Source organism: Bacillus sp. FSL K6-1218 (genome assembly GCF_038006445.1).
In the GTDB taxonomy this organism is placed as follows: domain Bacteria; phylum Bacillota; class Bacilli; order Bacillales; family Bacillaceae_G; genus Bacillus_A; species Bacillus_A thuringiensis_S.
In genome coordinates, this window is sequence record NZ_JBBOVE010000001.1 from 1,470,725 (window position 1) to 1,484,792 (window position 14,068).

Below are 14,068 nucleotides of genomic sequence, written 5' to 3' on the forward strand. Positions count from 1 at the left end.
AAAGGAGTTGTCGAGAAAATCTCGACAGCTCCTTTTTATTCGTGCATAAACATATTTTGAATGGATTCATGAGAATTTGTATTCTCTAATGCGACAAGTAATTTAATACGTGCTTTTTGTGCATTTAAGCCGTATGTGAATACAACGCCCATATCTTTTAAGTGTTTACCACCACCTTCATACGAATATACGTCTTGAACGATACCGTTGAAACAGCGAGAAACTAATACGACAGGAATACCTTTATTTAATAATCGTTCTAGACTAGGAAGTGTTCTTGGAGGTAGATTACCTTGTCCAAGCGCTTCGATAACAATACCGTCTACAGGAAGATTTTCGATTGCTGCTAATAATGTATCATCCATGCCAGCATATGCTTTTAGAACAACTACATTTTTAGACACTGTGTTTATCGTATATGTTTCATGATGTACTAAAGCGTGATGGAAGACAACGCCGCGTTTTGTTACCATTCCAATTGGTCCGTATTGTGGGCTTTGGAATGTTGCGACATTACTTGTATGTGTTTTCGTTACATTTGTAGCGCAATGAATTTCGTCATTTAATACGACTAAAACACCTTTTTCTGCAGCTTCATCACAACTAGCAACTTTTACAGCTGATAAGAAGTTATATAGGCCGTCAGCACCTAATTCATTGCTAGAGCGCATTGCACCTGTCACAACGATCGGAATAGTTGCTTGTACTGTTAAATCTAAGAAATAGGCTGTTTCTTCTAATGTATCAGTACCATGCGTAATGACTACGCCATGAATGTTGTCTTGTTTTACTCTTTCATCAATGATGACTTGTAATTGTAACATTTCGCTCGGTGTCATATGGGGAGATGGTAAATGGAACACATCTTCAACGATTAAATCAACATCGTCTTCTAAATCAGGAATGAATTTTAAAAGAGGATTTTTTTCACCTGGTTGTACGACTCCAGTTTCTTTATCCTCCTCCATTGCAATTGTTCCACCTGTGTGTAAAACTAGGATTCTTTTCAATTCTTATACCCCTTTCAAGTAAAAAAATACATTTAGAACATAACATGTTTTTAGTAAATTCGACAATGGAAATGTATAAAAGTATGCCTCGCAAATGACAATAAAATTAACTGCTATATGTACGATGTATAAAATTACGAAACGAGATGTGCAAATATAGTATAGGAGGGAGCAATTACGGTGGAAAAGATGGAGAGAATTTTTATTCGTATATTAATAATACAATTTATTTGTCTTTCTGTTGTGCAATTGTTATTTATACATAAGTCATCAGTGAAATATTTATCTAAAATTGTTTATTATGAAGGTGTCATGGTAAAAGACAAAGCGGAAATCTTACAGGTGAATAGGTAGTTTTCATTTTCTTCTATGAAGGATTATGCTACAATAATTGAGGATTTAATGACGTGAAGCAAATGAGAAGAAGCAGGGTGAACACCTGCTTTTCGTTTTGTTTTATAAGTGAAAAAATGAGGTGTTACAATGGATAAACGAATTTCAATTGCTATAGATGGTCCAGCAGCTGCTGGGAAAAGTACAGTGGCAAAAGTTGTTGCAAAGGAACTTTCTTACGTTTATATTGATACAGGCGCAATGTACCGTACGCTTACATATGCAGCCCTTGAACAAAAAGTAGATATTGAAAATGAAGAGCAGTTAATGGAAGTTGTAAGGAATGTAAATATTGAATTTCAGCAAGGAGAAAATACACAGCTTGTATTTTTAAATGGACAAGATGTTTCTGAAGTAATTCGTACACCTGATGTGACGAATCGAGTATCTATTGTAGCAAAGCATCGCCTTGTTCGTGAAGAAATGGTACGCCGTCAGCAAGATTTAGCGAAAAAAGGCGGCGTTGTAATGGACGGCCGTGATATTGGTACACATGTATTACCGGATGCTGAAGTGAAAATCTTTATGCTTGCTTCTGTTGAAGAAAGAGCGGAAAGAAGACATTTAGAAAATTTAAATAAAGGTTTCGATTCTAATTTAGAGCAGCTAAAAGAAGAAATTGCTCAGCGTGATAAATTAGATTCAGAACGCGAAGTTTCTCCACTAAAAAAGGCTGATGATGCATTGGAATTAGATACGACTTCTTTATCAATTGAAGAAGTTGTCCAAAAAATTATGAGTATTGTTTCAGGAGTGTTTGCGAAATAAAGAAAGGGGATGATCCTCTTTCTTTTTTTGTTTAAATAGAAATGTAAAGGATACGTGAATTGTGAGTCTCTTTCCTTGACAAATGAGCTGATTTGTAAGAAGTTAGTTAAAGAGGAATAAAACTGTCAGAATATATTCGCTATTATATTTCAAAACATACTTTTTTCAAGCTGGTTTTGCTGTATACTATTTATATAGGTTTAATATATTTTCTTGTGAATGGTATTGAAAAAAAGTATGTGATGAGAAATTCTTAAACATGCAAATGAAAACTTTGTTTTCATTTCGTATATACATAAAAAATGCTTTGTCAATTCTGTAGGGAGGTATTTCCATGGTAGAGAAAATGAATGAAGAAGTTATGGATTCAAAAGAATTACAAGTTGGTGACGTTGTTACAGGTTCTGTAACGAAAGTTGAAGAGAAACAAGTGCTTGTAAATGTTGGATACAAAACAGATGGCGTAATTCCAATTAGTGAATTAGCTAACGTTCATATTGAAAAAGCAAGCGATGTTGTAGAATTAGATCAAACACTAGAGTTGAAAATTATTAAATTAGAAGAAGATGATCTTGTCTTGTCTAAACGTGCTGTTGATGCAGAAAAAGCATGGGTAGAATTACAAGAGAAATTTACTTCTGGTCATGTGTTTGATGTTACTGTAAAAGATATTGTGAATGGCGGATTAGTTGTGGATCTTGGGGTTCGCGGTTTTATCCCAGCTTCACTTGTAGAAGTACATTATGTAGAAGACTTTACTGACTATAAAGGTAAAACGTTAGCGGTGAAAATTATTGAATTAGACCGTGAAAAAAATCGTGTAATCCTTTCGCATAAAGCGGTAGTAGAATTAGAACTAGATTCTCAGAAAAAAGAAGCAATTTCTTCATTAAAAGAAGGGGACGTTGTTGAAGGAACAGTGCAACGATTAACTGACTTTGGTGCTTTCGTTAACGTTGGTGGCGTGGACGGTTTAGTTCACATTTCACAAATTTCACACGAACGTGTAGAGCAACCTTCTGAAGTTTTAGAGCAAGGTCAAAAGGTTAAGGTAAAGGTGTTATCTGTTGATGCTGATACACAACGTATTTCTTTATCGATTAAAGCAGCTCAACCAGGACCTTGGGAAAACGTTGCTGGCGAAATAAAAGCTGGAGATATTCGTGAGGGAGTAGTAAAACGCCTTGTTACATTTGGTGCATTCGTTGAGATTTTACCTGGCGTTGAAGGACTTGTACATGTATCTCAAATTGCAAATCGTCACGTGAAAAATCCGAATGAAGTATTGGAAATGGGACAAGAAGTAAAAGTGAAAGTACTTGAAGTTCACGCAGCAGAGAAACGTATTTCTTTAAGTATAAAAGAAGCGCTTGAGGAAAATAATGTAATTGAAGATTATAGTCAGTATGAGCCAAATGCTGATTCTGCTACTTTCCAATTAAGTGATATTATTGGTGAACAACTGAAAAAATTAAAGAAATAATGAGGGGTACAAGTGGTAAGGGCAAAACGTAAATTAGATCATATTGAATACGCTCTTTCTACTGGTCAGTCTCGTACGCATGGCTTTCATGATATTGATTTTGTGCATCAAAGCTTGCCAAATTCAAATTATGACACAATAACATGTGAAACAAAAATCGGCGAACTTTCACTAAGTTCGCCGATTTTTATCAATGCGATGACTGGTGGTGGAGGAGAGAAAACGTTACATATCAATGAGCAATTAGCATATGTAGCGAAACAACATAACCTTGCTATGGCTGTAGGTTCGCAAATGGCGGCGTTAAAAGATGAAAGTGAGGCTGCTTCTTATAAGGTGATCAGAAAGGTAAACCCAAATGGTATTTTCTTTGCTAATTTAGGTAGTGAGGCAACTATCGAGCAGGCAGAGCGTGCCGTTGATATGATTGAAGCGAATGCGTTGCAAATTCATTTAAATGTCATACAAGAGTTAACGATGCCAGAAGGAGACCGTGATTTTACTGGCGTACTTCAGCGTATTGAGAAAATTGTTTTAAATAGTAAAGTTCCTGTCATTGTAAAAGAAGTTGGATTTGGGATGAGTAAGGAAACAATGCAACAGTTAGCGAACGTAGGTGTAACAGCAATTGATATTGGTGGGCAAGGTGGTACGAATTTTGCTGCTGTTGAAAATGAAAGAAGACAGCGAATGCTTTCTTATTTTAATAACTGGGGCATACAAACAGCAACCTCGATTATTGAAGCAACCTCTACAAATAATAACCTCTCTTTTATTGCATCAGGGGGTATACAGACAGCGCTTGACGTAGCAAAAGCAATCGCATTAGGGGCGAATACAACTGCGTTTGCTGGTTACTTTTTACGTATTTTAATGCAAGATGGTATCGAGAAATTAGTGGATGAAATTGAGCTTCTACATACAGATTTGAAATTTATTATGACAGCTCTTGGTGCGAAGACGATAGAAGAGTTGCAATCTGTACCTCTTGTTGTAAAAGGTGAAACATATCATTGGTTAATGCAGCGTGGTATTGATACTGCGCATTATAGTAGGAGATAAAAAATCAACCGTTCGGTTGATTTTTTTGTTTTGTTTTGTTTCTCGTAATATAAAATGGAATTGGTATTTTATAAAAATATAATTTTATAAAAATTGTAATTGAAAAAAGGTTAAAAAATGAAGATGATTAGTTACTAGATTTTTGGAGAGGGCTTGATTTTCTAAGGAAAATAGGTGGAGGTAAAAAGGAGTGATAGGAGGATATAGTACACAAAATATTATTTCAATATAAATAAAAATCATTAAAATGATTATGTAAAAGACGGTTTCGTACAATATCGAAACCGTCTTTTTGTGTTGATTAGTGCTGGTTTTGTTTTCGAGCCTGCTCTGGTGTATCAAGTCCAGTTGCACCTGGATACTGTAGTGATTGATTACGATCAGATTCAACGCGGCGCGATTCTCGCAGTTTTCGTTCTTGGCGATCTTTACCCATAATGAATAACACCTCCTTGTTAAAAGTGTTGCTGTTATAAGAAAAAACTATGCGTAAATAAAGTGGATTAACTTTCATAAAAAGTTCCCATAATGGAAAACATAGGAGGTGAAGTTGATGGATGGAAGTACTTTTTATTTTATAGCTTGGATAGGGTGGATTGTCGTAACCTTTTTTATGAAAAAGGACCCTATTCGGTGGAAGTTAGGCGCTTGTATATTGATTTTTATAATTTGCTCTCCGTTACATGTAACGATTGCCTCATTCATGGTATCAGTAAATGCTCTTTTACTTTGTATTATTTCTTTTATAGGGATCACGCTATATTCTGTTTGGAAAAAATTATATAGCTTACTTTCGGCACTTATTATTGCAATGTTATATACAAGTTTTCATCTGTTAGAGATATATGATCCGATTTGGATTGTGGTGGATAGAGTGTTTCTGCTAAGTAGTGCTCTTGTGTATGCATCGGTGTTATTGCATGGGGATCGCATATTACGATTATGTTCCCTATATGTAGGGATGTTACAAGGAGAGTTGCTAGTGACATTTATTTTTCGGAAATTGAATTTTCCATATGATTACGGTAGTTTAGCATTTTTTGATATCGTCGCCGTTTCTACATTATTCATGGCAGTATTGTTTTGGATTGCAAAAGCATCAGTATACATGGAACAGTTTAAGAGAAAAACACGTAAAAGAAAGGCGAGGGTAATACATGACTGAATATACACCAGCCATTTTATGCGGCGTAATAGCGGGTACAGTTACAAGGTTGTTAATGCTTCGGACGGATACGCGGCAATATCCGACGAGGCTGCATGGGAAAATTATTCATATTGCAATGGGGTTAATTGCAGCAGCTTTAGGAGCGATTGCAATCCCGTCTATTTTGAAAAAAGATTTTTCTGCCATTACATTTCTTACGTTAGCAGCAACACAATTTCGTGATGTACGTAATATGGAAAGAAATACGCTTCAACAATTAGATGGATATGAGCTCGTACCGCGTGGAAATACATATATTGAAGGAATTGCATTGGTTTTTGAAAGTCGCAACTATTTGGCGATGTTAACGTCGTTTGCAACGACGTTTGCGTATATAGGATTCCGTTCATGGATTGCTGGAGTAATTATGGCTATAATCGCATTTTTTATTGCGAAAAAATTAATGTCTGGAAAAAGGCTACATGATCTTGTTGAAATTGAGCACGTTCCGCTTCGTTTTGAAGGGGCAGGACTGTATATTGATAATATTTATATTATGAATATTGGATTGCCGGCGAGGCAAGAAGAGATTATGAAATATGGCATGGGGTTTATTTTAAAACCGAAATCAATTGATGCGATGGTTACAATCTCAAATTTAGGGCAACGACAAGCTATTTTACACGATGTTTCGGTGGCGTTAGGGATTTATAGAGATTCTGGTACACCAGCGCTTGTACCGTTAGCAAAGCGTGATTTAGAGGATGGCAGGGTTGGAATCTTTGTCTTACCGCAAGATCAAGATGCAGAGAAAGCGATAAGTGTCATAGGAAATGTACCAACGTTAGAAAGTGCTGTCCATATGTCATCGGAAGCCCCGAAAGGAAGGGGAGATAAGAGATGATGTTAGAAAGCGTTATCCTGGCAGTTATTACAACAGCGCCAGAAAAATTTGCAGGTGGTGCTCCTTTATTTGTTTGTGAGTCGATGGAGGAACTAGAATTTGTTGCAAATAATTTAGAGGCAATTTTAGATGGTATTGCGCATCGCTTACAAGAGAATGTATATATTATTGTGAAACATTAGGAACGTGTGTTATAATGTGAGGTGTTTTGATACGTTGAGAAATATTCTGGAATGCAAATCCCTTCTTGCACAAAGAAGGGTTTTTTACATAATAAACAGAAGCAAGTTGAAAGGATGAAAGTATATGCCGAAACCAGTAATAGCAATAGTAGGCCGCCCGAACGTAGGAAAATCTACTATTTTCAATAGAATAGTTGGAGAAAGAGTTTCAATCGTAGAAGATATCCCAGGTATAACTCGAGACCGTATTTATAGTGCGGGAGAATGGTTAAATCATGAGTTTAACATTATTGATACAGGTGGAATTGATATTGGAGACGAGCCGTTCTTGACACAAATTCGTCAACAGGCGGAAGTTGCGATTGATGAAGCAGATGTTATCATTTTTATGACGAATGGTCGCGATGGTGTAACTGCAGCGGATGAAGAAGTTGCTAAAATTTTGTATCGTTCTAAAAAACCAATTGTACTTGCGGTAAATAAAGTTGATAATCCAGAAATGCGTAGTGATATTTATGATTTTTATTCATTAGGATTTGGCGAGCCATTCCCGATTTCAGGTACACACGGTTTAGGGCTTGGTGATTTGTTAGATGAAGCTGCAAATCATTTTCCAAAGATTGAAGAAGAGGCGTATGACGATGAAACAATCCGTTTCTCTTTAATTGGACGTCCAAATGTAGGGAAATCATCGCTTGTAAATGCACTTCTTGGTCAAGAACGTGTAATTGTAAGTAATATCGCAGGAACGACGCGTGATGCTGTCGATACACCATATAGTAAAGATGATCAAGATTATGTAATCATTGATACAGCTGGTATGCGTAAAAAAGGAAAAGTATATGAAAGTACAGAAAAGTATAGTGTACTTCGTGCACTTAGAGCAATTGAACGTTCTGACGTTGTTTTAGTTGTTTTAGACGGAGAAGAAGGAATTATTGAGCAAGATAAAAAAATCGCTGGATATGCTCATGATTCAGGACGAGCTGTTATTATCGTTGTAAACAAATGGGATGCAGTGAAAAAAGATGAAAAAACAATGAAAGCATTTGAAGAAAATATCCGTGCTCATTTCCAATTCTTGGATTATGCGCCGATTGTATTCTTATCTGCAAAAACGAAAAAACGTACACAAACGTTATTACCGGTTATCAATGAGGTAAATGAAAGCCATAGTATCCGTGTACAAACAAACGTATTAAACGATGTAATTATGGATGCGGTAGCGATGAATCCAACACCGACTCATAATGGTAGCCGTCTGAAAATCTTCTATGCGACACAGGTTGCGGTAAAACCACCGACATTTGTTGTGTTTGTAAACGATACAGAATTAATGCACTTTTCATATGAGCGCTTCTTAAAGAATCGTTTACGTGAAGCGTTCGGTTTTGTAGGAACGCCGATTCACATTATTGCTCGAGCAAGAGACTAATGGAGAGGGTGTGATTTTATGACAAAAATCACAGTAGTAGGAGCAGGTAGCTGGGGAACAGCGTTAGCGATGGTATTAGCTGACAATGGACATGATGTACGTATTTGGGGAAATCGCTCAGAACTTATGGATGAAATGAATACGAAACATGAGAATAGTCGATATCTCCCAGGCATTACATTGCCAAGCACAATCGTAGCCTACTCTTCTTTAGAAGAAGCATTAGTAGATGTAAATACAGTACTGCTAGTAGTACCGACGAAAGCCTACAGAGATGTATTACAAGAGATGAAAGAAATTGTTACAGAACCGATTACTTGGATTCATGCGAGTAAAGGGATTGAACCTGGTACGTCAAAACGTATTTCGGAAGTAATCGAGGAAGAAATTCCAGAGAACTTAATTAAAGATGTTGTTGTATTGTCTGGACCGAGTCATGCTGAAGAAGTTGGTTTACGACAAGCGACAACAGTTACGTCTGCAGCAAAGCGTATGGAAGCGGCTGAGGAAGTACAAGATTTATTTATGAATAGTTATTTCCGTGTATACACAAATCCAGATATCGTTGGAGTTGAACTTGGTGGTGCGTTAAAAAATATTATCGCATTAGCTGCTGGTATAACTGATGGTCTTGGATTAGGTGATAATGCAAAAGCGGCATTAATGACACGTGGTTTAACAGAGATTGCTCGTTTAGGAAGAAAAATGGGCGGGAATCCGTTAACGTTTGCTGGTCTAACTGGTATGGGAGACTTAATTGTAACTTGTACAAGTGTTCATAGTCGAAATTGGCGTGCTGGAAATATGCTTGGAAAAGGATACTCTTTAGAAGAAGTGTTAGAAAGCATGGGTATGGTTGTGGAAGGTGTAAGAACAACGAAAGCTGCTCATGAATTGGCAGAGAAAATGGAAGTTGAAATGCCGATTACAGCTGCTTTATATGACGTGCTGTTCAATGGAAATAACGTAAAAGATGCGGTAGGCTCATTGATGGGACGTGTTCGAAAACATGAAGTGGAAGCTATACCTGACTTACTGTAAAGAAAAGCGACAGAAGTACATTCGTACTTCTGTCGCTTTTTTATTTTATGGGTCTTTTCACCATTTTTTTATTTTTGCATAGGATGAAGAGTAACTTGAGGAGAGGGTGAAAAGAATGGATAATAACATTTTTAATAATATTGAGAAGGAAGCGAAAGTAAATAAAGAGGATATTTTTAAATTAGCATCATCCGTGCAAAATGCGAATTTACGTGATGAAACTGTACTTCGTCAATTAATTCATCAAGTGGCTCTTATGGCGGGACGTGAAGTGCCGAAAGAGCAAGAGGATCAAATTGTAAAAGCGATTATTAATAATAATATGCCAGCAGATTTTGGCTCGTTAAGCAAAATGTTTAAAAAATAAATTATGAGAAACAAAGAGTTTGTAGATTGCATATGATAGCCATGAAAGAATGGGAATAGAGCTGTTTTTGGGCATATTTGGTCAACCGAAGCGAGAGATACAATCGCTTCGGTTTTATTTTTATCTAGATTGGCGGAAAATGCTGAAAAACCTATTGATTAAAGTTACATATTCGTAATTTGTAGTAAAATGTTCTTTTTGTATTTGTTTAAAGATTTTAATTTGTTAAAATAGTATAAAAATAGATTAATAAAAAGGGGTGTGTATATGTCAGAAGGGCTTATGAAAATGTGGCTGGCTTTAGGGGCAATTGGATTTATGTTTTTTGCAGTAAGCTTTATTTTATTAAGTAGACATAAAATAAAGAATAAATTCTTGAAAGGGATTACAGCGTTAGTAGCGTACACCCTTATGGTTGTGTCAGGAATTGTTATTTTTCTTGTTGTATTTAGTGGACCTGTACAGCAGTAAATGGAATGGTCTCGAAAATACTACATACGGAGCAAGTTATATTAGTATGAAAAGGTGATGCTAGTGAAAAAAGTCCATATTATTTTAATATTTTGTTGTATGAGCCTTTTAACGGGGTGTCTGTATCCGAAAGAAAATATGAAGCAAAATGCGGTTCCTTATGAAGATCAGCTGCAGGTTGTTCAAAAAGCTGTTGTGACATTTAAGGAGCAAAATGATGGGATATTGCCAATTAAGACGAGGGATATGAGTACACCTATTTATCAAAAGTATCCAATCGATTTTCAACAGATTGCCCCGCGTTACATACAAGAAGCGCCAGGAAATGCATATGAAAGTGGAGGAGTATATCAATACGTATTAATAGACGTTGAAACAAATCCAACAGTAAAGTTAATTGATGTTAGGATGGCTGAACAAATTCAGGAATTATCTTTAAAGCTTAGGATGTATCGTGATGAACATCAATATCCACCTTTTAAAAAAGTAATTTCAGATGGTGTATATGAATTGGATTTCAAAAAACTAGGATATAAAGATGTGCCACAAGTGACAAGTCCATATTCTGGTAAAGGGCTTCCTTTTGTAATTAATGAAAAAGGAGAAGTTTTTGTTGATTATAGAATCGACTTATATGACGCTTTGAAAAAAAATGAAGGGCAGTTTACGGAGGGAGAAGATATTCGAAATATACTTTCGAAAGGTTCCCCGTTTGTACCAGCTTATTCTTTACCGTACACAGTAAAGGACGGAGAACCAATTTTTTTAAAATCATAAGTCATGAACCTTTCTTTTAGTGAATAAGTTCTAGAAGAAAGGTTTTTTATGTTATACAACTTACGATGCAAACAAAAGATATTTTTTAATAGTCATATGAAATTGGACAAAATTATATGATATATTGTCCGAACTTCTAGAATACCATTATATTATATCAGATATTATAGGCAACGTTAGAGAAGGTATTAGTTGACTATAAACGCGGAATTATTCCCAAAAATTTTGAGGGAGGGAATCACTTGGAAAAGGTAGATATTTTTAAAGATATTGCAGAACGAACAGGCGGTGATATTTATTTTGGAGTTGTAGGAGCTGTTCGAACAGGGAAATCAACATTCATTAAAAAATTTATGGAACTTGTAGTTATTCCAAATATTGAAAATGAGTCTGACCGTCAAAGAGCGCAGGATGAATTGCCTCAAAGTGCTGCTGGTCGTACAATTATGACGACGGAACCGAAGTTTGTTCCAAACCAAGCGGTTTCTATCGAAGTAGATGAAGGACTTGAAGTGAATATTCGATTAGTAGATTGTGTTGGATATACGGTTCCAGGAGCGAAGGGCTATGAAGATGAGAATGGCCCGCGCATGATTAATACCCCTTGGTATGAAGAACCTATTCCATTCCATGAAGCTGCAGAAATCGGCACGCGTAAAGTAATTCAAGAACATTCAACAATTGGTGTTGTAATTACAACAGATGGAACAATTGGTGAAATTCCAAGAAGAGATTATATAGAGGCAGAAGAACGCGTTGTAAATGAATTGAAAGAAGTAGGAAAACCTTTCATTATGATAATTAATACGGTACAGCCGTATCATCCAGATACAGAGCAATTACGCCAAAGTTTATCAGAAGAATATGATATCCCGGTTATTGCAATGAGTGTGGAGAGTTTAAGAGAAACAGATGTATATAATGTACTTCGTGAAGCGCTATTTGAATTCCCTGTATTAGAAGTGAATGTGAACCTTCCAAGCTGGGTAATGGTGCTAAATGAAGGGCATTGGTTGCGTCAAAGTTATCAAGAAGCAGTTCAAGAAACTGTGAAGGATATAAAACGTCTTCGTGATGTGGATCGCGTTGTTTGGCAGTTTAGTCAATATGAATTTATTGATCGAGCGAGCTTAGCTGGCATTGATATGGGGCAAGGTGTGGCGGAGATTGATTTATATGCGCCAGATGAATTATATGATCAGATTTTAAAAGAAGTAGTAGGGGTAGAAATTCGAGGGAAAGATCATTTATTGAAGCTTATGCTCGATTTATCTCATGCGAAAACAGAATACGACCAAGTCGCAGACGCACTGCGTATGGTTAAGCAAACAGGATATGGTGTAGCAGCGCCTGCGCTAGCAGATATGAGCTTAGATGAGCCAGAAATTATTCGTCACGGTTCAAGGTTTGGTGTGAAGTTAAAAGCGGTAGCGCCATCCATTCATATGATTAAAGTAGATGTAGAGTCAACGTTTGAACCGATCATTGGTACTGAAAAGCAAAGTGAAGAATTAGTTCGTTATTTAATGCAAGATTTTGAAGATGACCCGTTATCAATTTGGAATTCTGATATATTTGGACGTTCGCTTAGCTCGATTGTTCGAGAAGGAATTCAGGCGAAATTATCCTTAATGCCAGAAAACGCTAGATATAAATTAAAAGAAACGCTAGAAAGAATTATTAATGAAGGATCTGGCGGATTAATTGCGATTATACTATAAGAAAAATCCCTCTCATTGTAGAGGGATTTTTTGTTTTTTTTGATTATAAAATAGAAAAATAAACAGTCATTATCTAATACATTGTTGTAAATTGTCAAGTTTCATCAGATTTTCACATTTTCACAGTAACAATTTCCTTAAAAATATTGAATTATAAAGGAGAATCGTATAATATAGGCGTTGATAATGATTTATCTACATCTTTGTAGTATAGAATTTGTAAAAATTGCCTACAAATGAAAGTAAGACTCATTTTATGATCATTATACAGTCTTATCTTTGGGAGGAGGTGAATGGCATGAACAAGACAGATTTAATCAATGCTGTTGCAGAAGCAAGTTCCCTTTCTAAAAAGGACGCAACAAAAGCAGTAGACGCTGTTTTTGATTCTATCTTAGAAGCTTTAAAACAAGGTGATAAAGTACAACTGATCGGATTCGGTAACTTCGAAGTTCGTGAGCGTGCGGCTCGTAAAGGTCGTAACCCACAAACAGGTGAGGAGATTGAAATCGCTGCAAGTAAAGTACCTGCATTCAAACCTGGTAAAGCGTTAAAAGATGCGGTTAAATAATCCTTACATATTAACAGGGAAGAAGAGTTTCCTTTTTGGGAACTCTTCTTTTTGCTTTTAAAAACATAAATATGCTAGAATGTGTTCGTATCACTTTTAGGTTTTCGGGAGGGCTAGCGGATGGCAAAAGTTAATTTAGAACAAATTGAACATGCAGTACGCCTTATTTTAGAGGCGATTGGGGATGATCCAAATCGTGAGGGAGTACTTGATACACCAAAACGTGTTGCAAAAATGTACGCAGAAGTGTTCTCAGGTATGCATGAAGATCCGAAAGAGCATTTGCATAAAGTATTCGGAGAAGATCACGAAGAGCTTGTACTAGTAAAAGATATACCATTTTATTCGATGTGTGAGCATCATTTAGTTCCATTCTATGGAGTTGCTCACGTTGCATATATTCCGCAAGGTGGAAAGGTGACAGGGTTAAGTAAATTAGCTCGTACTGTAGATACAATTGCACGTCGTCCACAACTGCAAGAACGTATTACATCAACAGTAGCGAACTCTATTATGGAAGTACTAGAGCCTCATGGTGTAATGGTAGTAGTAGAAGCAGAACATATGTGTATGACGATGCGTGGTGTGAAAAAACCAGGTGCGAAAACAGTAACGACAGCAGTGCGTGGTGTGCTTGAAAATGATGCTGCAGCGCGCAGTGAAATTTTATCGTTTATTAAAACGAAGTAAAGAAAAGCGGGAAACTGCTTTTCTTTTTTTTTTTAGTAAATAAATG

The 14,068-nt window shown here is 36.3% G+C and carries 17 protein-coding genes; 15 read left to right on the forward strand and 2 right to left on the reverse strand.

What is annotated here, in order from left to right:
• Nucleotides 1-35 precede the first annotated feature (35 nt).
• A complete protein-coding gene (gene ansA, locus MHI26_RS07715) occupies nt 36-1,010 on the reverse strand; it encodes an asparaginase (protein WP_097888641.1) in 975 nt (324 codons plus the stop codon).
• Nucleotides 1,011-1,190: 180 nt separating this feature from the next.
• Between ansA and MHI26_RS07720 the strand changes: the two genes are divergently transcribed.
• From MHI26_RS07720 to MHI26_RS07735, 4 genes are all read left to right on the forward strand, one after another.
• Nucleotides 1,191-1,364, forward strand: coding sequence for a YpfB family protein (locus MHI26_RS07720; protein WP_000413849.1), 174 nt, complete (start codon nt 1,191-1,193; stop codon nt 1,362-1,364).
• A 129-nt stretch (nt 1,365-1,493) separates the two neighbouring features.
• The gene (gene cmk / locus MHI26_RS07725; RefSeq protein WP_000361254.1) at nt 1,494-2,171 is read left to right on the forward strand and encodes a (d)CMP kinase; all 678 of its coding nucleotides are present in this window, start codon (nt 1,494-1,496) and stop codon (nt 2,169-2,171) included.
• Between the two features lie 334 nt (nt 2,172-2,505).
• Complete coding sequence (gene rpsA, locus MHI26_RS07730) at nt 2,506-3,654, forward strand: 30S ribosomal protein S1 (protein ID WP_000229554.1); 1,149 nt, start codon at nt 2,506-2,508, stop codon at nt 3,652-3,654.
• Between the two features lie 12 nt (nt 3,655-3,666).
• The gene (locus MHI26_RS07735) at nt 3,667-4,716 is read left to right on the forward strand and encodes a type 2 isopentenyl-diphosphate Delta-isomerase (RefSeq protein WP_000251041.1); all 1,050 of its coding nucleotides are present in this window, start codon (nt 3,667-3,669) and stop codon (nt 4,714-4,716) included.
• Nucleotides 4,717-5,017: 301 nt separating this feature from the next.
• Here the strand turns inward: MHI26_RS07735 and MHI26_RS07740 are convergent, their stop codons facing one another.
• Nucleotides 5,018-5,152, reverse strand: a complete 135-nt coding sequence (locus tag MHI26_RS07740) for a YpzI family protein (RefSeq protein WP_000513902.1) — start codon at nt 5,150-5,152, stop codon at nt 5,018-5,020.
• Between the two features lie 117 nt (nt 5,153-5,269).
• Between MHI26_RS07740 and MHI26_RS07745 the strand changes: the two genes are divergently transcribed.
• The 11 genes from MHI26_RS07745 (at nt 5,270) to folE (ending at nt 14,022) form a co-directional block, all read left to right on the forward strand.
• Nucleotides 5,270-5,881: a YphA family membrane protein gene (locus MHI26_RS07745; RefSeq protein ID WP_000349094.1), complete on the forward strand. Its 612-nt coding sequence runs from the start codon at nt 5,270-5,272 to the stop codon at nt 5,879-5,881.
• Nucleotides 5,874-6,767: a YIEGIA family protein gene (locus tag MHI26_RS07750; protein WP_000141589.1), complete on the forward strand. Its 894-nt coding sequence runs from the start codon at nt 5,874-5,876 to the stop codon at nt 6,765-6,767. The genes MHI26_RS07745 and MHI26_RS07750 overlap by 8 nt, the downstream gene beginning before the upstream one ends.
• Entirely contained in the window at nt 6,764-6,949 is a 186-nt protein-coding gene (locus MHI26_RS07755) for a capping complex subunit for YIEGIA (protein ID WP_000979048.1), read from the forward strand. Before MHI26_RS07750 ends, MHI26_RS07755 begins: the two co-directional genes overlap by 4 nt.
• Before the next feature lie 124 nt (nt 6,950-7,073).
• Complete coding sequence (der, locus tag MHI26_RS07760) at nt 7,074-8,384, forward strand: ribosome biogenesis GTPase Der (RefSeq protein ID WP_001125890.1); 1,311 nt, start codon at nt 7,074-7,076, stop codon at nt 8,382-8,384.
• Between the two features lie 18 nt (nt 8,385-8,402).
• The gene (locus MHI26_RS07765; protein ID WP_000161784.1) at nt 8,403-9,425 is read left to right on the forward strand and encodes an NAD(P)H-dependent glycerol-3-phosphate dehydrogenase; all 1,023 of its coding nucleotides are present in this window, start codon (nt 8,403-8,405) and stop codon (nt 9,423-9,425) included.
• Between the two features lie 115 nt (nt 9,426-9,540).
• Nucleotides 9,541-9,792: a stage VI sporulation protein F gene (locus MHI26_RS07770; RefSeq protein WP_000369753.1), complete on the forward strand. Its 252-nt coding sequence runs from the start codon at nt 9,541-9,543 to the stop codon at nt 9,790-9,792.
• 267 nt (nt 9,793-10,059) lie between these two features.
• On the forward strand, nt 10,060-10,263 hold the full coding sequence (locus MHI26_RS07775) for a DUF2768 domain-containing protein (protein ID WP_001289005.1): 204 nt from the start codon (nt 10,060-10,062) through the stop codon (nt 10,261-10,263).
• 63 nt (nt 10,264-10,326) lie between these two features.
• The gene (locus MHI26_RS07780; protein ID WP_000755479.1) at nt 10,327-11,040 is read left to right on the forward strand and encodes a hypothetical protein; all 714 of its coding nucleotides are present in this window, start codon (nt 10,327-10,329) and stop codon (nt 11,038-11,040) included.
• Nucleotides 11,041-11,282: 242 nt separating this feature from the next.
• Complete coding sequence (spoIVA, locus tag MHI26_RS07785; RefSeq protein WP_000416521.1) at nt 11,283-12,761, forward strand: stage IV sporulation protein A; 1,479 nt, start codon at nt 11,283-11,285, stop codon at nt 12,759-12,761.
• Nucleotides 12,762-13,059: 298 nt separating this feature from the next.
• Entirely contained in the window at nt 13,060-13,332 is a 273-nt protein-coding gene (locus MHI26_RS07790; protein ID WP_001043860.1) for an HU family DNA-binding protein, read from the forward strand.
• Between the two features lie 120 nt (nt 13,333-13,452).
• Nucleotides 13,453-14,022 carry a GTP cyclohydrolase I FolE gene (folE, locus tag MHI26_RS07795; RefSeq protein ID WP_001151482.1) on the forward strand — a complete coding sequence of 190 codons (570 nt, stop codon included), beginning with the start codon at nt 13,453-13,455 and terminating at the stop codon, nt 14,020-14,022.
• The last annotated feature ends 46 nt before the right edge of the window (nt 14,023-14,068 follow it).

What these genes read in the sequence shown, in the direction of transcription:
- MHI26_RS07750 (WP_000141589.1), top strand. Translation starts at nt 5,874, where the DNA reads ATGACTGAATATACACCAGCCATTTTATGCGGCGTAATAGCGGGTACA.
- MHI26_RS07765 (WP_000161784.1), top strand. Translation starts at nt 8,403, where the DNA reads ATGACAAAAATCACAGTAGTAGGAGCAGGTAGCTGGGGAACAGCGTTA.
- folE (WP_001151482.1), top strand. Translation starts at nt 13,453, where the DNA reads ATGGCAAAAGTTAATTTAGAACAAATTGAACATGCAGTACGCCTTATT.
- MHI26_RS07740 (WP_000513902.1), bottom strand. Translation starts at nt 5,152, where the DNA reads ATGGGTAAAGATCGCCAAGAACGAAAACTGCGAGAATCGCGCCGCGTT.
- MHI26_RS07755 (WP_000979048.1), top strand. Translation starts at nt 6,764, where the DNA reads ATGATGTTAGAAAGCGTTATCCTGGCAGTTATTACAACAGCGCCAGAA.
- MHI26_RS07745 (WP_000349094.1), top strand. Translation starts at nt 5,270, where the DNA reads ATGGATGGAAGTACTTTTTATTTTATAGCTTGGATAGGGTGGATTGTC.
- der (WP_001125890.1), top strand. Translation starts at nt 7,074, where the DNA reads ATGCCGAAACCAGTAATAGCAATAGTAGGCCGCCCGAACGTAGGAAAA.
- cmk (WP_000361254.1), top strand. Translation starts at nt 1,494, where the DNA reads ATGGATAAACGAATTTCAATTGCTATAGATGGTCCAGCAGCTGCTGGG.
- MHI26_RS07790 (WP_001043860.1), top strand. Translation starts at nt 13,060, where the DNA reads ATGAACAAGACAGATTTAATCAATGCTGTTGCAGAAGCAAGTTCCCTT.
- MHI26_RS07775 (WP_001289005.1), top strand. Translation starts at nt 10,060, where the DNA reads ATGTCAGAAGGGCTTATGAAAATGTGGCTGGCTTTAGGGGCAATTGGA.
- rpsA (WP_000229554.1), top strand. Translation starts at nt 2,506, where the DNA reads ATGGTAGAGAAAATGAATGAAGAAGTTATGGATTCAAAAGAATTACAA.
- MHI26_RS07770 (WP_000369753.1), top strand. Translation starts at nt 9,541, where the DNA reads ATGGATAATAACATTTTTAATAATATTGAGAAGGAAGCGAAAGTAAAT.